The organism is Arthrobacter woluwensis, from assembly GCF_900105345.1.
Classification (GTDB): domain Bacteria; phylum Actinomycetota; class Actinomycetes; order Actinomycetales; family Micrococcaceae; genus Arthrobacter_E; species Arthrobacter_E woluwensis.
Genome location: NZ_FNSN01000003.1, coordinates 877,384 through 896,189, shown reverse-complemented (window position 1 = coordinate 896,189; position 18,806 = coordinate 877,384). Strand labels below are relative to the sequence as shown.

General features: G+C 68.0%; 19 protein-coding genes. 5 read left to right on the top strand and 14 right to left on the bottom strand.

The features are described 5' to 3' along the window. Positions 1-19: 19 nt before the first annotated feature. From BLV63_RS04740 to BLV63_RS04715, 6 genes are all read right to left on the bottom strand, one after another. Positions 20-367: a heavy-metal-associated domain-containing protein gene (locus BLV63_RS04740; RefSeq protein ID WP_074784033.1), complete on the bottom strand. Its 348-nt coding sequence runs from the start codon at positions 365-367 to the stop codon at positions 20-22. Positions 368-643: 276 nt separating this feature from the next. Further along, positions 644-1,456, bottom strand: coding sequence for a sugar phosphate isomerase/epimerase family protein (locus BLV63_RS04735; protein WP_066215889.1), 813 nt, complete (start codon positions 1,454-1,456; stop codon positions 644-646). After that, positions 1,443-2,420: a Ppx/GppA phosphatase family protein gene (locus tag BLV63_RS04730; RefSeq protein ID WP_066215891.1), complete on the bottom strand. Its 978-nt coding sequence runs from the start codon at positions 2,418-2,420 to the stop codon at positions 1,443-1,445. The genes BLV63_RS04735 and BLV63_RS04730 overlap by 14 nt, the downstream gene beginning before the upstream one ends. A 19-nt stretch (positions 2,421-2,439) precedes the next feature. Continuing rightward, positions 2,440-5,178: a type I DNA topoisomerase gene (gene topA, locus BLV63_RS04725; RefSeq protein WP_066215893.1), complete on the bottom strand. Its 2,739-nt coding sequence runs from the start codon at positions 5,176-5,178 to the stop codon at positions 2,440-2,442. A gap of 132 nt (positions 5,179-5,310) precedes the next feature. Beyond that, positions 5,311-5,916 (bottom strand): winged helix-turn-helix domain-containing protein, encoded by a 606-nt coding sequence (locus BLV63_RS04720; protein ID WP_066215895.1) that lies wholly within the window; start codon positions 5,914-5,916, stop codon positions 5,311-5,313. Between the two features lie 75 nt (positions 5,917-5,991). After that, positions 5,992-7,623, bottom strand: a complete 1,632-nt coding sequence (locus BLV63_RS04715; RefSeq protein WP_066215897.1) for a DUF7059 domain-containing protein — start codon at positions 7,621-7,623, stop codon at positions 5,992-5,994. A 150-nt stretch (positions 7,624-7,773) separates the two neighbouring features. On the opposite strand from BLV63_RS04715, the gene BLV63_RS04710 reads away from it, so the two are divergent. Continuing rightward, positions 7,774-8,172: a YybH family protein gene (locus tag BLV63_RS04710; protein ID WP_066215899.1), complete on the top strand. Its 399-nt coding sequence runs from the start codon at positions 7,774-7,776 to the stop codon at positions 8,170-8,172. 3 nt (positions 8,173-8,175) lie between these two features. Then, positions 8,176-9,522, top strand: coding sequence for a purine-cytosine permease family protein (locus tag BLV63_RS04705; protein WP_254780461.1), 1,347 nt, complete (start codon positions 8,176-8,178; stop codon positions 9,520-9,522). Positions 9,523-9,529: 7 nt separating this feature from the next. Here the strand turns inward: BLV63_RS04705 and BLV63_RS04700 are convergent, their stop codons facing one another. Further along, the gene (locus BLV63_RS04700; RefSeq protein ID WP_066215903.1) at positions 9,530-10,126 is read right to left on the bottom strand and encodes a TMEM175 family protein; all 597 of its coding nucleotides are present in this window, start codon (positions 10,124-10,126) and stop codon (positions 9,530-9,532) included. Positions 10,127-10,183: 57 nt separating this feature from the next. On the opposite strand from BLV63_RS04700, the gene BLV63_RS04695 reads away from it, so the two are divergent. After that, complete coding sequence (locus tag BLV63_RS04695) at positions 10,184-10,624, top strand: DUF6023 family protein (RefSeq protein WP_074784030.1); 441 nt, start codon at positions 10,184-10,186, stop codon at positions 10,622-10,624. 91 nt (positions 10,625-10,715) lie between these two features. On the opposite strand, the gene trhO is transcribed toward BLV63_RS04695, so the two are convergent. Beyond that, positions 10,716-11,612, bottom strand: a complete 897-nt coding sequence (trhO, locus tag BLV63_RS04690; RefSeq protein WP_066215906.1) for an oxygen-dependent tRNA uridine(34) hydroxylase TrhO — start codon at positions 11,610-11,612, stop codon at positions 10,716-10,718. 152 nt (positions 11,613-11,764) lie between these two features. Here trhO and BLV63_RS04685 point away from each other — a divergent pair, with 152 nt between their 5' ends. Next, positions 11,765-12,454: a GNAT family N-acetyltransferase gene (locus BLV63_RS04685; RefSeq protein WP_066215908.1), complete on the top strand. Its 690-nt coding sequence runs from the start codon at positions 11,765-11,767 to the stop codon at positions 12,452-12,454. 100 nt (positions 12,455-12,554) lie between these two features. After that, positions 12,555-14,918 (top strand): DEAD/DEAH box helicase, encoded by a 2,364-nt coding sequence (locus BLV63_RS04680; protein ID WP_066215911.1) that lies wholly within the window; start codon positions 12,555-12,557, stop codon positions 14,916-14,918. A gap of 40 nt (positions 14,919-14,958) precedes the next feature. On the opposite strand, the gene BLV63_RS04675 is transcribed toward BLV63_RS04680, so the two are convergent. The 6 genes from BLV63_RS04675 to BLV63_RS04650 are packed head-to-tail and all read right to left on the bottom strand — an operon-like array spanning position 14,959 to position 18,800. Further along, on the bottom strand, positions 14,959-15,369 hold the full coding sequence (locus tag BLV63_RS04675) for an Rv3654c family TadE-like protein (protein WP_074784027.1): 411 nt from the start codon (positions 15,367-15,369) through the stop codon (positions 14,959-14,961). Beyond that, positions 15,366-15,701 carry a TadE family type IV pilus minor pilin gene (locus BLV63_RS04670; RefSeq protein WP_254780459.1) on the bottom strand — a complete coding sequence of 112 codons (336 nt, stop codon included), beginning with the start codon at positions 15,699-15,701 and terminating at the stop codon, positions 15,366-15,368. The genes BLV63_RS04675 and BLV63_RS04670 overlap by 4 nt, the downstream gene beginning before the upstream one ends. Positions 15,702-15,745: 44 nt before the next feature. After that, complete coding sequence (locus BLV63_RS04665) at positions 15,746-16,078, bottom strand: DUF4244 domain-containing protein (RefSeq protein WP_066215915.1); 333 nt, start codon at positions 16,076-16,078, stop codon at positions 15,746-15,748. Between the two features lie 36 nt (positions 16,079-16,114). Beyond that, the gene (locus tag BLV63_RS04660) at positions 16,115-16,789 is read right to left on the bottom strand and encodes a type II secretion system F family protein (protein WP_066215917.1); all 675 of its coding nucleotides are present in this window, start codon (positions 16,787-16,789) and stop codon (positions 16,115-16,117) included. Continuing rightward, complete coding sequence (locus tag BLV63_RS04655; protein WP_066215919.1) at positions 16,786-17,595, bottom strand: type II secretion system F family protein; 810 nt, start codon at positions 17,593-17,595, stop codon at positions 16,786-16,788. The genes BLV63_RS04660 and BLV63_RS04655 overlap by 4 nt, the downstream gene beginning before the upstream one ends. Beyond that, positions 17,595-18,800 (bottom strand): TadA family conjugal transfer-associated ATPase, encoded by a 1,206-nt coding sequence (locus tag BLV63_RS04650; protein ID WP_074784024.1) that lies wholly within the window; start codon positions 18,798-18,800, stop codon positions 17,595-17,597. Before BLV63_RS04650 ends, BLV63_RS04655 begins: the two co-directional genes overlap by 1 nt. Positions 18,801-18,806: the final 6 nt, after the last annotated feature.

The following is an 18,806-nucleotide window of genomic DNA, read 5'->3' as shown; positions in this document are numbered from 1 at the left end:
CCGCCGGGAGCGCGTCGGCTCAGCGTTCGCTCAGGTGGTAGCCGGTGGACGCGACGGCGTCCCGCACGGCGGAGAGGCCGGCCGTTCCCGAGACGCGGAGCCGCGAGGTTCCGCCCGGGACCAGCTCGATGCTGCTGGATTCGACGCCGTCCAGTGCGGAGAGCGCCGCCTCCACCTTCCGGACGCAGCTGCCGCAGCTCAGGCCGTCGACGCCGACGTCGAGCGTCTGCGCCTCCGGGCGGGTCTGCTGTGGAGCTGTTTCCGGAGCGTCGGTCGAGAGGCTGGGCGCCGCCGGGGCGCAGCAGGCGCAGGAGGAGTCCTGCACGGGGGTGAGGGTCAGGGTGTTCCGGAGCTCGGAGTCGCACATGTCAGTTCCATTCCTTGACGTGAGAAAGGTCGTGGGTGCTGGGGTTGAACGGCTGTGACGGCGGCGGAAAGACGACCGCCTGGACATACCACTTCACTGACAACGCTTCAAAAATACCCCTAGGGGGTATTTACGTCAAGCCTTCATCCTCGGTGACGTGAACCGCGCGGGACGACGGGGCGGCTCGAAACAGTGGGTTTCCACTGAAACCGCGTGCAGAACACACTGTTTCAGCGGAAACCCACTGTTTCGGCGACAGGAGATCTCAGGGAGTGGCTAACGGGCCAGATGCCGGCGCGCGAAGGCGAGGGTCTGCGCGAGCATCTCTTCCCGTTCCCCCGCGACCTTGGCCTTGCGGGTGCTGATCTCCGCCACCACGACGCCGTCGAAATCGGAGGCGGCCAGGTACTGGAGGGCCTCGGCGCAGCGCTGATTGCCCTCCCCCGGCATGAGGTGCTCGTCCTTGCTGCCCACACCGGTGCCATCAGTGAGGTGCACGTGCCGCAGCGCGGAGCCCAGCTCCCGCATGGCATCCAGGCTGTCCATCCCCGCCGTCGCGGAGTGCGAGAAGTCCCAGGTCACGTGCTGGTACCCGAATCCGAGCGGGTTCCAGTGCGGGAGATACATCAGGATCTCCCGGCCACGGACGCGCCAGGGGTACATGTTCTCCACGGCGATCTTCACGCCGTGACGCTCCTGCGCCTCGAGCACGCCGTCGAAGAACTCCTCCGCGTAGCCGTTCTGCCAGCGGAACGGCGGGTGGACGACCACGACGTCGCAGCCCACCTCGCGCGCCATGAGGCACGACTGCTCGATCTTGTTCCACGCCTTGCCCCACACCTGCTGGGTGAGCAGCAGGGTCGGCGCGTGGATGGACACGATCTCCTGGCCGTACCGCTCACTCAGCTGGCGGAGGGCCCGGGGATCCTGGCTGATGGGGTTGTTGGTGACCATGACCTCGACCCCGTCGTAGCCCAGGTCCTGGGCCACGGCGAAGGCGTCATGGACGCTCAGCGGGTACACGGAGGCGCTGGACAGCGCGACCGCGAGGGGAGACCTGCCGGATTCGGCCATCTCAGAGTTCTCCATCGTCCTTGACATGGGCCGGCGGATCGAGCGGACCGTCGAAGACCAGCTGGTCGAGACGCCGCAGGATGAGCCCTTCACGCAGGGCCCAGGGGCAGATCACGATCCGCGGCTGATCGAACAGTTCCAGTGCGGCTTCGGCCACGAGGGCGCCGGCCAGCAATTGGGGCGCCCGGGCCTGCGAGACGCCAGGCAGATGCAGGCGGTCCTCGGCGCTCATGGCGGAGATCCGCTGCGCCCACAGTCCAAGGTCCTCCCGGAGGAGCTCACGCCGCACATACGGGCCGGCGGCGCTGGGCGCGGCACCGGCGATCCGGGCCAGCGAGCGGAAGGTCTTGGACGTCCCGGTCACCACATGCGGCGTGCCGATCCGTGCGAAGTCCTTCACCACGGGCTTGAGCGTGGACCGGATGTACTTCCGGAGTTCCTTGATGCTCTTGGCCGTGGGCGGGTCCTCGGCCAGCCAGTCACGCGTCAGACGGCTCGCGCCGAGCGGCACGCTCGTGGCGATCTCCGGGAGCTCGTCCCTGCCCAGAGCCATTTCGAAGGAGCCGCCGCCGATGTCCAGATCCAGGACGGTGCCCGCCGCCCAGCCGAACCAGCGACGGACGGCGAAGAAGGTCATCTCCGCCTCTTCACTGCCGGACAGCTCGCGGAGGGTCACGGTGGTCTCGTGCTTCACGCGGGCGAGAACCTGGGGACCGTTGGTGGCTTCCCGGATCGCCGAGGTGCAGAAGGCCAGGAGGTCCTCCGCCTTGTGCCGGGCGGCGAACTCCCAAGCCTCCAGGACGAACTCGACGAGCTCCTTCTGGCCGGCCTCATTGATGCTGCCGTCCGGTTCCAGGTACTGGACGAGGGACAACGGCCTCTTATGAGAGGCGAACGGCACCGGCTGGGCACCCGGATGGGCATCCACCAGCAAGAGGTGGACGGTGTTGGAACCGATATCCAGGACGCCTAGACGCATGTGCTCATTATGTCCTGTGTCAGGCCTTCTTCTTCGCGGCCGGCTTCTTGGCCGTGCTCCGTGACGTGGTGCTACGGGTGGTCCGCTTCACCGGCCCCTTGGCTCGCTTCTCCGCCAGAAGTTCGACGGCGCGTTCCCGGGTCAGCTCCTCGACGCTCGTGGAGCGCGGGACGGTGATGTTCGTGATCCCGTCGGTGATGTACGGCCCGAAGCGGCCTTCCTTCACCACGATGTTCTTCTCCGACACCGGGTCCGGTCCGAACTCCGCGAGAGGCGGGACGGCCGCGCGGGCGCCACGCTGCTTGGGCTGCGAGTAGATCTCCAGCGCCTGTTCCAGGGTGATGGTGAAGATCTCCTCCTCGGAACCGATCGACCGGGAGTCCGCGCCCTTCTTCAGATACGGGCCGAAGCGGCCGTTCTGCACCGTGATGGGAGTGCCTTCCTCATCCTGTCCCAGCACGCGGGGCAGGCTGAGCAGGGCCAGAGCTTCATCCAGAGTGACGGTGTCCACGGACATGGACTTGAACAGCGACCCGGAACGCGGCTTGACCTTGACCGGCTTCTTCGGGGGCTTGGGCTTGCCGTTCTTGTAGTACTCGACCGGCTGCGCGGCGATCTCCTCGGCCGTCGGCTCGGGGATGATCTCCGTGACGAAGGCGCCGTAGCGGCCGTTCTTGGCCACCACGGTGTGCCCGGTGTGCGGGTCCACGCCGAGGACGCGCTCCTCCGGGGCGGAGTTCTCCAGCAGCTCGCGGGCCTTCTCCGGGGTCAGCTCGTCCGGCGCGAGGTCCTCGGGGACGTTGGCGCGCAGCGCCTCCACGACCTCGCCGGTCTTGGCGTCGACCGTGGGAACGGTGCTCTCCAGGTACGGGCCGAACTTGCCCACCCGGAGCACGATGCCGTCGGTGACGGGGATCGAGTTGATGTCACGGGCGTCGATCTCACCGAGGTTGTTGACCACGGACTTCAGGCCGGCTTCCTTGCCGCCGTCCCCGAAGTAGAAGTGCTTGAGCCAGCTGGCGCCGGGCTCCTCACCGCGGGCGATGCGGTCCAGGTCCGTCTCCATGTCAGCCGTGAACTCGTAGTCCACGTAGTCGGAGAAGTGCTGTTCGAGCAGCTTGATGACGGAGAACGCGATCCAGCTGGGCACCAGGGCGGAGCCCTGCTTCCGGACGTAACCGCGGTCCTGGATGGTGGAGATGGTGGCCGCGTACGTGGAGGGACGGCCGATGCCTTCCTTCTCCATCTCGGCGGTCAGCGAGGCCTCCGTGTACCGCGGGGGCGGGGAGGTCTGGTGCCCGACGGCGGTGATGTCGCCGCCCTGCAACCGGTCGCCTTCCCCGACGTTCGGCAGACGGCGGGACTCGTCCGAATCGTCCTCGCGGCTTTCGTCCTTGCCCTCCTCATAGGCGGCCAGGAAGCCGGGGAAGGTGATGACGGTGCCGGAGGCCGTGAACTCGGCGTCCCGGCCGTCGGAGGACACGGCACCCAGCTTGATGGTCGCCGTCGAGCCCTTGGCGTCTGCCATCTGCGACGCGACGGTGCGCTTCCAGATGAGCTCGTACAGGCGGAACTCGTCAGCGGAGAGCTGGGACTTGACCTGCGCCGGGGTGCGGAAGGCGTCACCGGCGGGGCGGATGGCCTCGTGGGCCTCCTGCGCGTTCGCGCTCTTGTTGGCATACACGCGGCGGCTGGACGGGACGTACTCGGCGCCGTACAGCTCGCTCGCCTGCTTGCGGGCGGCGTTGACGGCCTCATCCGAAAGCGCCGACGAGTCGGTGCGCATATAGGTGATGTAGCCGTTCTCGTAGAGACGCTGCGCCACCTGCATGGTGATCTTCGAGGAGAAGCGGAGCTTACGGCCCGCCTCCTGCTGGAGGGTCGACGTGGTGAACGGCGCGGCCGGACGGCGGGTGTACGGCTTGGTCTCCATGGAGCGGACGCTGAAGTCCGCGGAACCCAGGTTCTCCGCCAGGCTGGTGGCCGAGGCTTCGTCCAGCAGGGCCACGGCCTTGCCCTTGAGCTGACCGGCGTCGGTGAAGTCCTTGCCCGTGGCGAGACGCTTGCCGTCGACGGCGCTCAGCTTGGCCTTGAAGGACTCCCCTGCGGCGCTGAAGACACCGGTGAGGTCCCAGTAGGAGGCGGACGTGAACGCCATGCGCTCCCGTTCGCGGTCCACCACGAGGCGGGTGACCACGGACTGCACACGGCCTGCGGACAGCCCGCTGGCGACCTTGCGCCAGAGAACCGGGGAGATCTCGTAACCGTAGAGGCGGTCCAGGACGCGGCGCGTCTCCTGGGCGTCCACCAGATCCGTGTCGATGTCCCGCAGGCTGGTCATGGCCCGCTGGATGGCCTCCTTGGTGATCTCACCGAAGGTCATCCGGTACACGGGGACCTTGGGCTTGAGCACCTCGAGGAGGTGCCACGCGATGGCCTCGCCTTCGCGATCCCCATCAGTGGCGAGGTAGAGCTCGTCGGCGTCCTTGAGCTGCGCCTTGAGTTCCGCCACCACCTTCTTCTTGTTGCTGGAGACGACGTAGTACGGCTTGAAGTCGTGGTCCACGTCCACCGCGAACTTGCCCACCGAGGTCTTCTTCAGCTCGGCGGGGAGTTCGGAGGGCTGCGGCAGGTCACGGATGTGACCGATGGAAGCCTCCACCACGAAACCCTCGCCCAGGTACTTGGCGATGGTCTTGCTCTTGGCGGGAGACTCCACGATCACGAGTTTCTTGCCGGTCTTGGCCTTGGTGGGCACGGTGCTCCTACGGAATTCTTCTCTGGCGGGCCTGACGCCCATATCTGCCTAGTTCACCACACTTTGCCGGGCAGTTCCGACATGGGGCCTGCCCTGTGGACATCCGGCCTCCGGCCGGGAAGGGACTGCGCCTCAGGGAGCGCTGTCCGGCACGATCGACCACAGCGCGGAGACCCGTCGGGTGTCCTCGGTGGCCTCGCCGCGGTCCGTCACGGCGTATTCCCTGATCAACTGGTTCATCCGGTCGATCAGCTCGCGTGCCTTGGGCGGGTCCAGGTAGAGCACTTCGGTGGACATCGACATCGAGGGGAAGCGCTGATCCTCGGCGCCCCGCAGCGTCAGCTCGTCCCGTTCCTGATTGTGAGCGAGGATACGGCGGCGCTGCGCGTCCAGCTCGAGATCCAGGATCGCGAGCTCGGGGTGCCCCGAACCGCTGACCGACTTGATCATGAAATCGGTGCCCGCAGCCTTCCAGCGGCGCTCACGCGCGTCGCCGTCGCTTTCGGCGGGTTCCACCATGCCCCACTTCTGGAGCGCACGGAGGTGGTAACTCATCGCACTGGGGGTGAGTCCGGTGACGGCTGCGAGTTCGGTGGCCGTGCGGCTCACCTGGCTCGAATAGAGGTCACTGATGGCAGCCAGGCGAGCGGCATGCGCAAGCGCACGGATGGCCTTCGGATCGGAGATCTCCACCTGGCGGCGGGGCTCCTGCGCAGTTTCTGAAGCCTGGGTGCTCACAAAACCATTCTATCGATTGGGGGGCAGATATGAAGGAAATCTTTGACGAAACTGCCCCTGAGGTCCAGCACTCAGTCAGGGCTGGGACACCAGGCCTACCGGAACAAGAAAGCCATCGATCACCAAATTGTGCACGTCTTCCAGCAATGCGGCAATGCGGGACGCGTCATCGATCGGTCCGGCGCCCTCCGCCGAGGGGGTCAGACTCACGACGGCGGCGGCCAGCTGGGCGGCCGTGAAGTCGCCGTCGCAGGCCGAGACGAAGCCCGCGAGTTCGCTGCTGAGCAGGTTGGTGCGGCGCAGTCCGGCGCCTTGCCGGAGCAGGATGACCCCCGGGTGTTCCGCACCGGGCCGCTGGTGCCGCTCCTCGGTCACGTCCTCGGCCACGACGAGAGCCGCGTCGCCCACCTCATGCTCCTCGAGCCAGGCCCGGCGCTCCAGAGCGGCCTGCAGGTGCGGGCCGAGCGGCTGTTCCACGGGGTAGGTGATCTCCTCGAAGCGCTCGAGGTCGGAGTCCTCTCCCGAGCCGGTCAGCAGCACCATGCCGAAGCCGATCGCGCCCACACCGCGGGCTGCGAAGTCGTTCAGGTAGTCCCGGTAGCTGCGGGAGTACAGCTCCGGGTCGCGGCCTTCCGAAGCGTCCTGAAGCCAGGTCTCGGCGTAGAGCTCAGGGCTGAGCTGTTCACGCTGGATGACCCACGCTCCGGCGCCATCCGGCAGCCAGGACCGCACCCGCTCGTCCCACGCGGCGCCTTCCGCGATCTCCCAGTTCCCGAGCATCTGGGCCGTGCCACCCGGGGTGAGGGCTCCCGGCAGCTCCCGGAAGAGCGTGGAGACGATCGCATCACCCGGCAGCCCGCCGTCGCGGTAGGTGAACTGGTCGCCAGCGGATTCACCGTCGTGACGCGGGGTGATGACGAACGGCGGGTTGGAGACCACCAGGTCGAAGCGCTCCCCGGCGACCGGCTCCAGGAGCGAGCCGCACCGCAGGCTGACGCGGTCGTCCGGGTCCGCGGGGTCTATCCCCAGAGGCCCGGCATTGAGCAGCAGGTTGAAACGTGTGAACGCGAGCGCCCTCGGGGAGATGTCCGTGGCGACCACGTGCCGCGCGTGCTGGAGCAGGTGGAACGTCTGGATGCCGCAGCCCGTGCCGAGATCCAGCGCGGTCGCGACCGGGCGGCGCATGGTGACCTGGACGAGCGTGGTGGAGGCCTGGCCGATGCCGAGCACGTGGTCGTGCCGGAGCACCCCGGGCCTCTGGTGGGCGCCCAGATCGCTGGCGACCCAGAGCAACGTCTCCGCCCCGTCCTCACCGGTCCACGCGTAAGGCCGCAGGTCAACGGCGGCCTGGACGGCGCCGTCGTCGGTCCGCTCCACGAGACCGAGCGCCAGCAGGCCGTCGACGCCCAGCCGGGGGAACGCCGCCTCCAGCGCCACCGCCGTCTGGGGAGCGGCCAGCAGCCACAGCCCGACGACGACGGCGAGCCCCCGTCCGGCGTGCGGCTCGAGGGCGATGCGGGCCGGCACGAGCTGGTCCCGTGAGAGCGCCTCGTACGCGGGCGCTCCGAGGAGATCGGCGACGCCCTCGGCGGTGTAGTCGAGGTCCGTCAGATCCGAGGCCAGGGCCTGGAGCAGCGGGAGGTCGTCGGCGCGCGGCGCGTCCACGCGGGCTTCGGGCGAGTCCTGCCAGGAGGTCTGTTCAGTCACCTTGCCATGGTAGGCGCACCGGCCCCGGCCGGGCGGGTTGAGCGCTCGCCTCTACCCCGCGAATTGTTATTCCGGTAGCATCACATGTTGCCTGACGCGAAACCTGCGGGCTCCCCACTGTTCCGCCGGGCGTCGATTCGAAGGAGCATCATGGAGACACCCACCCAGGCCAGCGTCGAAGAGGCTGCCGCAGCGATCGTCCAGGCTTTCCGGGCCAATGACCGGGACGCGTATTTCGGCACGTTCGCCGAGGACGCCACGTTCGTCTTCCACCCCGAACAGCACCGTCTGAACGACCGCGCCTCGTACGAGCGCGCCTGGGACTCGTGGCGCGCGGAAGGCTGGGCCGTCCTCGACTGCGTCTCCCGCGACGCCCTCATCCAGTGCTACCCCGGCATGGCCGTCTTCACCCACACCGTCGACACCACGGTGGACCCGGGGGACGGCAGTGCCGAGCGGAGCACCGAACGCGAGACCATCGTCTTCCGCACCGAAGGAGACGGCCTGATCGCGGTCCATGAGCACCTCTCCACCGTCCCCGGAGAGTGACGCGTGTCCCTGAAAACGGTGTACGCAGGACTCGACGCCCGGCTCTCCGCGGAGGCTGACAGCTCAGGACCCGTCAAAGGCACCCTGTCCGGCGCGCGGATCGGGATGATCTGGCTCGCCGCGAACCTCGTGGTCACCACGCTGCTGACGGGCACGCTGTTCGTGACCGCCGTGCCGTTCCCCACCGCCGTCACGATGATCGTGGTGGGGACACTGGTGGGCGCCGTGGTCCTGACGTCCATCGGCGCGATCGGCACGCGCACCGGCCTGCCCACCATGGCCGTGACCCGCGGCGCGTTCGGCCTGCGCGGCTCGCTGCTGCCGGTCGGGGCGAACGTCGTGATCCTGATGGGCTGGAGCTGGGTGCAGGCGATGCTGGCCGGCGTCACCGTGAACCACGTGGTCCACGAGTTCACGGGCTTCAGCAATCCGGTGCTGTTCTCGATGCTGTGCCAGCTGCTCGTGGTGATCCTCGCGATCTTCGGGCACTCGGGCATCTCCCGCGTCGAGCCGTGGCTGGCCGTCGTGATCCTGGCGGTCATCGCGTGGATCTTCGCGACGGCGCTGGGACGCTTCTCCCCCGCCGACTTCGCGGGGATCGAGGTGGACCCCGCACTGGGCTCGACGCCAGCAATCGTCCTCGACCTGGTCGTCGCCACCGCCGTCTCCTGGACCGTCCTGTCCGCCGACATCAACCGCATGGCCCGCAGCACCCGCGCCGGGGTCCTCGGCGGAGGCATCGGCTACTCGCTCTCCACCATCGTCGCGATGCTGCTCGGCGCCACCGCTCTCGGATACGTGGTGCTCTCCGGAGGCGAGGCCGTCTCCTTCGACCCCGTCGCCATCGTGGGGCCGTTCGGGGTCCCGCTGGCACTCGTGATCTTCTTCTCGGTCATGGCGACCAACTCGATGGTGGTCTACGGCATGACCACCACGGTGGTGAACGCCCGTCCCGACGGCCGCGTCCGGTTCCTTCCGGCAGCCCTCATCCTCGGGACGGTCTCGATCGCCGGCTCAGCCTGGCTGGGGCTCCTCGACCAGTTCACCTCCTTCCTCACGGTCATCAGCTCACTGTTCGTCCCGGTGTTCGCCGTGGTCATCGTCGACTACTACTGGTTCAAACGGGCGCGGTACGGCAAGGATCTGCTGCGGTCCTCCGGCGGGGCGTTCTGGTACTCCGGCGGCATCAACTGGATCGCGGTCGTGAGCTGGGCCGCCGGCGCCGCCGTCTCGGTGGTCCTGAGCTTCGTCTGGCCCAGTCCTCTCGGCGCCACACTGCCGACGTTCCTGTGCTCCGCGCTGCTCTACTGGGGCGGCATGAGACTGAGCGGTCACACGCGGCGAGCCTGAGGTCCGGTCAGGATTCCGCGGGATCCGCGGAGTCCGCCACCGCCCGCTCGATGCGCCGGTCCGGCACGATCCAGAGGATGGCGACCGCGACGTAACAGGCCACGCTCACCCAGACGGTGAGGTACGCCGTCGCGCATCCGAGCACGTAGAGCGCCGTGGAGACCTTCTCCTTGAAGCCGCGGTTGATGGCGGACGCGAGGCGGCTGCCCGCACCCTGGATCCGGATGAGCCGGTTCTGCAGGTTCGCATAGGCGACGGCGCACATCAGCAGATTGAAGCCGTAGACGAGGACGGGCAGCGGGCTCAGGGAGGAGTCGTCCATCCAGCGCGTGGTGAACGGCACCAGGGACAGCCAGAACAGCAGGTTCAGATTGGCCCAGAGCGCACCCCCGTCCACCCGCTTCGTGAGGTGCATGAGGTGGTGGTGATTGCTCCAGTAGATGCCGATGTAGATGAAACTGAGCACATACGTCAGCAGGGTGGGCAGGAACTCGGCCATGCCCTTCAGATCCGGGCTGTCCGGCGTCTTCAGTTCCAGCACCATGATGGTCAGCGCGATCGCCATGACGCCATCGCTGAACGCCTCGACTCGTGTGGTCTCCATGCATCTCAGTGAACCACTCCGGCGCAAGGGCACGACGGCGCGCGGTAGCGTAGATGCATGACCTCCCGCATGACTGTCCTCACCCGTGCCCTCACGGCGGGAGCGCTCGGCGCGCTCCTGCTGGGAACGGTGTCAGGATGCGTGCAGCGGCCGGGCATCGAGCAGGTGGACGTGCCGTCCTGGCAGGCCACGGCCCTGCCCTCGGCCCCGGGCGCTGTTCTGGGCGGCAGTGGGAAGCTGCTGGACCGCCAGCCGGCCGACACGTCGCTCGCCCATCTCGAGGCCGGGAAATACACCTTCACGATGACCTGCGAGGGCAACGGCAAGACGTACTTCGCCCTTTCCGTTGCGGGCAAGGAAGCGGCCGACGCCACGAGCGCCTGCAACGGCAATAAGGACGTCGTGACCGTGTCCCTGCCGGCCGGGGATCTCAGCGTGAAGGCGTCCACGGTGGACGCCCCCATCATCTACGCGTTCCAGCTCGTCCCGAAGGGCTGAGCCTGGCCCGCCGGGCTGCGCCTGTGCGCAGCGCGGCGGGGCATGGGACCGAAGGGCTGAGCCTGGGCTCAGGCGGGGCGGGGCGTCGGACTCAGGCGACCTGGCAGCCGTCCGGACAGCGGAGCTTCTCCGGATCCGCGGCGCATTCGGCGCAGTAGAGCGTCAAGGTGCGGCATTCAGGGTTGCTGCAATTGTGGAAGTCGCTCGTGGGAGCGGCGCACCGTGCGCAGGCGCCGATGGTCTTCGCCTCGTCGCTGAATTCGAGATGCATGCGCTTGTCGAAGACGTAGAGCGATCCCTCCCAGAGGCCCTTGTCCTTGAACTTCTCGCCGTAGCGGACGATGCCGCCGTCGAGCTGGTAGACCTCGGTGAAACCGCGGTTGACCATCAGGCTGGACAGCACCTCGCACCGGATGCCGCCCGTGCAGTACGTGACGACCGGCTGGTCCTTGAGGTCGTCATACTTCCCGGATTCCAGTTCGCGGATGAAGTCGTGGGTGGTGGCCACGTCCGGCACGATCGCGTCCTTGAACTTGCCGATCTGTGCTTCGAAGGCGTTGCGTCCGTCGAAGAACCGCACCGGCCGGCCCGCGGCCTCTTTCTCCGCCACCAGGGTGTGCAGCGCCTCGGGCGAGAGATGCGTGCCTCCGCCGACGACCCCGTTCTCATCGACCTTCAGTTCGCCGGGCGCGCCGAAGGAGACGATCTCCTCGCGGGCCTTGACGCTCAGCCGGGGGAAATCGTCGGCGCCGCCGTCGGACCACTTCACATCCAGGCCCCGGAACGCGCCGTACTCCTTGGTGGTGCGGACGTACTCCTTCACGGCCTGGATGGCTCCGCCCACGGTGCCGTTGATGCCGTCCTTCGAGACGATGATGCGGCCTCGCAGACCGAGCTTCTCGCACAGCGCACGCTGCCAGAGCCGGACCGCTTCGGGGTCGGCGACGGGGGCGAAGGCGTAATAGAGGGCAATCTTGTTCTGGGCCACCGTTAAAGGTTAATGGTCCCGCAGATCGAAGGCGTCAGAGCGGCCTCCGGCTCGCGTCCAGCGGGCTCTGAGATGACTTTGAGACTGAGAGTTTACCGACAAGATACTGATACCGACTGTCGCTTTAACCGGCCCTGCCATAGGCTCGAATCATGACTGCGGAGACCCTGATGGAAGACATTGACGGCCTGCTGGATGTCTGGGTGGAAGGCTGGGCCGGCTGCCGAGGCTATTCGGTGGAGCGCGTCGGCGCCTTCCCTGCCGTGGACCGTGACGACACCGTCAAGGCCCGCGAGTTCTTCGCGGTGGACCCCTCGGCCGAGGATTTCGCGGTCCTGGCCCAGCAGACCCGCGAAGTGCCGGGACGTCTCCTGACGGTCCTGACCCGCGACCCTCAGAAGTACATGGCTCTGGGCGATGCCGAGGGCCTTTTCCTCAATTCGACGTCCGAGTCGATGATGATCGTCGACATGGACACCCAGGACACCGAGGACCCCTGGCTTCCCGACGACGATCTCGAAGTCAGCTACACGGTCGTCGACGGCGCCCACCATGCGGAGGTCCGAGCCGGCGACGTGGTGGCAGCGAGCGGCCGGGTGTTCGTGGCCAACGGCACCGTGGCCGTCTTCGACCAGATCGTCACCCATGACGACTACCGCCGCCGCGGCCTCGGCAGCTTCATCATGAAGTCCCTGGCGGCGCGGTCCTTCGAGCACCCGGTGGAGATCGGGCTGCTCCTCGCCTCCGCCGACGGCCGGCTTCTCTACTCCCACCTCGGCTGGCAGGAAGTCTGCGCCGTGGTGATGCTCTCCAGCACGGAGCAGAAGCCCGCCGACATCTAGGCGCCTCCGTCCCCTGTGCTGGTTTTCCGGTCTTGGTTGTCCGGCGCTGGTTTCACGGTGCCGCGTCCAAGGCGCGGCGACCGGGTGACACAATGTTCCGGTGCCCTCCTCTGACTCGCTGATCCCTCTCCTGGGCCGCTCCGCGGATCCGGAGCAGCTTCAGCATGTCCGCACCATCCCGTCCCGGAGGGCCCGCTACAGCACGTGGCCGGAATGGGCACACCCCGACGTGGTGGCCGCGTATCAGCGGCTGGGCGTCGACGTCCCGTACGAGCACCAGGTCGCGGCCGCGGAGCGCGCCCACTCGGGCGACCACGTGGTGATCGCGACCGGCACCGCGTCGGGTAAGTCCCTCGCGTACCAGCTGCCCGCCGTCGATGCCGTCCACCGTTCGGAACTGCGCGTGCTCGCCGAGCCGGGCAAGCTCCACGACGACGGCGCCACCGTCCTCTACCTCGCGCCCACCAAGGCGCTCGCTGCGGACCAGTTGGCCTCCCTCCGCTCGCTGCGTCTGGACACGCTGCGGGCCGAGAGCTATGACGGCGACACCGACGCGAACTCACGCCGGTGGATCCGCGAGCACGCCAACATCATCCTGGCCAACCCGGACATGCTGCACCACGGCATCCTGCCGAACCACTCGTGGTGGGCCCGTTTCTTCCGCCGCCTGCGGTACGTCGTGATCGACGAGGCTCACAGCTACCGGGGCGTCTTCGGGTCCCATGTGGCGAACCTGCTGCGTCGGCTGCGTCGGGTCTGCGCCTATTACGGCGCGGAGCCTGTGTTCCTCGCCGCGTCCGCAACGGCCGCCGAACCGGCCGAGTCCTTCTCCCGGCTGATCGGCGCCCCCGTGACCGCGGTGACGGAGGACGCCTCCCCGCGGGGTGCCACCACCGTCGCCTTCTGGGAACCCCGTCTGACCGACTTGCAAGGGGAGAACGGGGCGCCGACCCGGCGGACCGCGATCGCCGAGTCCGCCGACATGCTCGCCAACCTCGTGTCCTCGCGGGTCCGCACCATCGCCTTCATCAAGTCTCGTCGAGGGGCTGAACGGATCGCGTCCATCACCAAGCGCCTCCTCGACGAGGTGGATCCCAGTCTTCCGGGCCGCATCGCCGCGTACCGTTCCGGGTATCTCCCCGAGGAGCGCCGAGCGCTGGAGGCCGCCCTGCGGTCGGGTGAGCTTCTGGGGGTGTCCAGCACGTCCGCCCTGGAACTGGGCATCGACATCTCCGGGCTCGATGCCGTGCTGGTCGCCGGCTGGCCCGGAACCCGGGCCTCCTTCTTCCAGCAGATCGGCCGGGCCGGACGTGCCGGCCAAGACGCCGTGGCCGCCTTCGTGGCCAGCGACGACCCCCTCGACACCTACCTGGTGCATCACCCCGAGGCCGTGTTCGACGTCGGGGTGGAGGCCACCGTCTTCGACCCGTCCAACCCCTACGTCCTGGGCCCCCACCTCTGTGCCGCCGCGGCGGAACAACCGCTGCGGCCCGGGGACGAGGAACTCTTCGGACCCACCGCGCGCGCCATGCTGGACACCCTGGTCGAGCGTGGGTACCTCCGTCGCCGGCCCGCCGGCTGGTTCTGGACCCATGCTCAGAGCGCGGCCGGCATGGTCAGCATCCGTGACGACGGCGGAGGACCCGCCCGGATCGTCGACGCGGAGACGGGCGCCCTGCTCGGATCGATGGACTCTCCCCAGACGCATTATCAGGCGCACCGGGGAGCGGTCTACATCCATCAGGGATCCAGTTACCTCGTGGAGGAACTGGATGAGGAGGACCATACCGTCCTGGTCCGCCGGGCCAATCCGGACTACTACACCACCGCCCGGGACGTCACCCAGGTGGAAGTCCTGTCCGTGGACCGTTCCATGACGTGGGGCGATGTCGCTGTTCACTTCGGTGAGGTCAAGGTGACGACCCAAGTGGTCTCCTTCCAGAGGAAATCGCTGGCCTCCAATGAGGTGCTCGGCGAGGAGCCCCTCGATCTCGAGGCACGCGACTTGTTCACCAAGGCGGTGTGGTTCGTGGTGGGCAATCAGCGCCTCCTGAACGCCGGACTGGTGGAAGCGCGGTTCCCCGGTGCACTGCACGCGGCGGAGCACGCCTCGATCGGTATGCTCCCGCTCGTGGCGTCGAGCGACCGCTGGGACATCGGCGGGGTTTCCACCGCCCTCCATGCCGACACCGGCCACCCGACGATCTTCGTTTACGACGGGCACGCGGGCGGAGCGGGCTTCGCCGAGCGGGCCTTCGCCAAGGCCCGCACCTGGCTCGCCGCGACACGCGAGGCGATCCTGGCCTGCGAGTGCGATTCCGGCTGCCCTTCGTGTGTCCAGTCGCCGAAATGCGGCAACAAGAACAACCCACTCGACAAGGCCGGGGCACTGGTCCTTTTGGAAGCCTTCCTCAAGGACGCCCACGACTGGACAGGTCCCGCGGCACTCGACGGCGGCGCGTAGTCCCAGAGGTTCCGGGCCGGTGAGCGGCACGCCCGCCCCCCTACGGAGGCGGCCCGGCACGGGCACGGCCTTCGCCCCGGCCCAGACCGAACGCGCCGCCGACACTGGCCCGCACTTCCGCGATGTCTCCAGACGGTCCCTGCAGCTCGCAGGAGTCCAGACGAGCCCCATCCCTGGCGGCGATCTCCGCTGCCACCGTGCACGGGTCTCCGTTCCGCAGCCCACGCGCCGCATCCGCGGCGGCGAGCGCCGAGAGGTCCGCAGCAGCGGCCGCGCGGGACGCCAGCGTCGCCGCCTGTCCGAGCAGAACGACGAGCAGCACAGCGGTGACCAGCACGAGTCCGAGTCCCAGCGACAGCACGGTTCCCGAACCCCTCTCCGGTTCATTCCTCCGACACGGACCTCGGGCCGTCGAATGGCTTTTCCGGGAGGCGGAAGCGCACCTGGTCATGGATCCCCTCCGGTGTCCTCCCTCGCCGCCGTCGACTGCGCGCTCTGGATCCAGGGGACGGCGGTTCCGAGTACCCCGGGAGCCGGCGCCCGGACCGTTGCGCGCACGAAGCCTCCGCCGTCGTCCTGGATTTCGAGCCACGCGCGCCCACCCGCCAGCCGCAGGGTACCGGCTTTTGCGACGTCCTGTGTGTCGCCTCGGGCGAGCGAACGTGCGGCAGCCCTGGCCGCCTCCTCAAGCCGCACCTGTTGCATCGCCGCAGAACCGGCTCCCAGCAAGACGGCCAGCAGAAACACGACGACGGGCAGTGTCACGGAGAACTCGGCCGTCACGCTCCCGCGTTCGTCGTACGTCCTGGGCCGGGCCCGGTGGTCACTCACGGAATCGCCAATGCTGTGCGGATGATGTTCAACAGGAAGCCCCGGACCTCGTCGCTGCGCATGATGACGACCAGAAGACCTGCGAAGGCGACAGCAGCCAGGGTCGCGATGGCGTACTCCGCTGTCGACGTGCCGGCTTGGCCTGAACAGAGCTTCGTCAGCCTGGCGCGGAAGCGCCAGAGGATCCCGACGATCCGGAGCCAGAGAATGGCGCATTCGCGTGAAACGCTCCACCTTCGCCGTTCCATCCGGTCGGGGGTGGTGGCAGTGACCGAACGACGCTCAGGAGCGCCCGGCCCGGCTGAGGCGGGCGTGGTGGTTGTCGGCATATGGACTTCCTTTCGATGAGACCCCTTCGGGCGATGTCAGACGACTCCAGGCAGGAGTGCCAGGACCACTGGGATGATGCCCAGACAGATGAAAGACGGCAGAGAACACATCCCCAAGGGCAGGACGAGCCGGACCCCTAGAGCGGCGGCGCGCCGTTCAGATTCCCGCAAGGTTCTCCGGCGTTCCGCGGCAGCACTGGACCGGATGCTCTGGGCCGACGGCGCCCCGCTCAAGGCGGCGAACCTCAAGGTCCGTTTCAGGGCTTGGAGGGACGGATGGAGACCGTGGCCCGCCCCGCGGAAGAGGCGGACGGCGCGTGACACGAGACCCACCCGATCGCCGGTCACCCCCGCGGCGAGACCGACATCGGATGCGCTGCGCCAGGCTTCATCCCACGCCGCGCCCAAGGCGAGCGCGGCCACGACACGTCGGAGTTGAGCCGCAATGACCTGATCCGCGCACTCGGCCAGCACTTCGAGACTGCGCTCCAGACTGAGCCCGGATTCCAGCAGCACCCCGACGAGTTCCAGCAGCAGCGCGCTGTCCTCCACGACGCCGGGGCCTCCGGACGCTTCCGGCCGGCCTTCCGGTCCGTCGTGGCTCTGCGCATCGCCGGCGCCCCTCCGGAGAAGGACCGACGCGCAGGACGGCCTGGCACTGGTCAGACACCAGCACGCGAAAAGGAGGACGGAGAATTGGAGCAGGATCATCGCGAGCCCACCTCCGCCTGGCGCACCAGACGCGAGGACCAGACCCTGCCGAGAAACCAGAACACCAGGCCGGCGATCACGGACAGCCCTCCCACCGGGGAGCGCAACACGATGTCCACGGGGTCGACGCCCAGCAGCAGCCCGAGCCCCAGCCCGAAGAACGGCAGCCAGCCGAGCAAGGCGACACTGGCCCGTGGACCGGCGAGCGCCGTCTGACGAGACCTCTCGGCATCCGCCGAGTGCTCGAGGTCGAGGGCGAACCGTTCCAGAAGGTCTGCGAGAGGGCATCCGCTGAGTTCGCCGGCACGGACACAAGCAGCAAGCTGGGACCACTGCCGGACGACGTGTCGGGACTCCCTCGGGAACCGCCCAGCAGCCACCTGGCGGTGAATGGCGATCGCGGGGCTCTCACCCAGCTCGGCTGCCTGCGCAGCCGCAGCCAGAAGGGCCGAGTCCACCGAGGCATCGGGGCCCGGCCGCATCTCCCGACGTGTCTCGGAGTCCTCGCGGTGGAACTCCAGCAGTTCACGCCATGCCTGGGCAGCACTGCGTCCACCGTTCAGCAGGGCGCCGAGATGCTGCACGAGGACCGCCATGGACTCACGATCCAAGGCAGCAGTGTTCCGGGCACCGTGCGTGCTCGCCCAGGTCCGCTTCCGGAACCGGGCAAGCGCACCGCTCCACGAACCGAGCACACCGTGACCGGCGCCGTGAGGGGCGGGATGGCGCTCCTGCCGCCACACCCAGGCGCCGGGGCCGGGACCGACCAGGAGCAGTCCCACCATCAGGAATACGGCGAAGAGCATCACGCCTCCGTCCCAGGGCTCAGCCTGGCCCTGAACGCCGGCCAGCCCGGTCCATAGCTCAGCTGCCCACCGACATGCCGCAGAACCGACTCGGTGGCCAGGCGGCCGTCGCGTGCCCGGACCAGGCTCAGTTCGCGGATCTCACGTCCCGTCGACATCCGATCCAGGTGGATCACCACGTCGACGGCGCTCGAGACCTGAGCCGCAGTGGCAGTCCCATCCATTCCCGCCAAGGCACAGAGCGCTTCGAGCCGGGCCGGCACGTCGTCGGCCGAGTTCGCGTGCAAGGTCCCGGCGCCACAGTGTCCGGTGTTGAGTGCCATCAACAGCTCACGGACTTCCGAGCCGCGGCACTCCCCCACGACGAGACGATCCGGCCTCATGCGCAGGGATTCCCGGACGAGCTCCCTCAACCCGATGGCTCCTTTGCCTTCGATGTTTCCATGACGGGACTCCAGCCTGATCACGTGAGGATGACCAGGGTCGAGCTCCGATGCGTCTTCGATCAGAACCAGCCGCTCCTGTGCACCCGCGAGACTCAGGAGAGAAGACAGCAAGGTCGTCTTCCCCGAACCTGTGGCTCCACTGATCAGGAAGTTCAGCCGCCGGTTCATCAGGGCTTGGAGCACGCCCAGGATGTCCGGGGTGAACATGCCTGCCTCACCGAGTTCGGCGAGGGTGAACCGCCGGCCGCGACGGATCCTGATCGACAGGACCGTGCCGTCCGGGGACAACGGAGGGATGACCGCGTGGACGCGGTAACCGCCCGGAAGGCGCACATCGACACACGGATTGCCCTCGTCGAGACGCCGCCCTCCGGCCGATATCAGTCGCTGGGCGAGGGCACGCACCTGTTCCTCGCGCCCCAACGGCACCGCAATGCGCTCGAGTCCGGCTCCGCGGTCCCACCAGACCCCATCGGGCCCGTTGACGAAGATATCGGTGACCCCTGGCACATCAGCGACGACCTGCAGGGGTCCGAGGCCCCGCAATTCGGCGTTGATGCTCTCAACCGCCGCGAGCGCTACGGAAGGTCCGAGGAACCTCCCCGTCGAATTCACCGCGGCGGCGACCCTTTCCGTGGTGACCGGGCCGGGAACGCTCAGCACGTCCTGCCTGATGGTTTCAAGAAGTGCCGGATCCAGGCCGTGACCGTTGTCGGAGTGCTGAGGAAAGCCTTCTTCCTGCCCACTGCCGAGTGCCATGAGGGG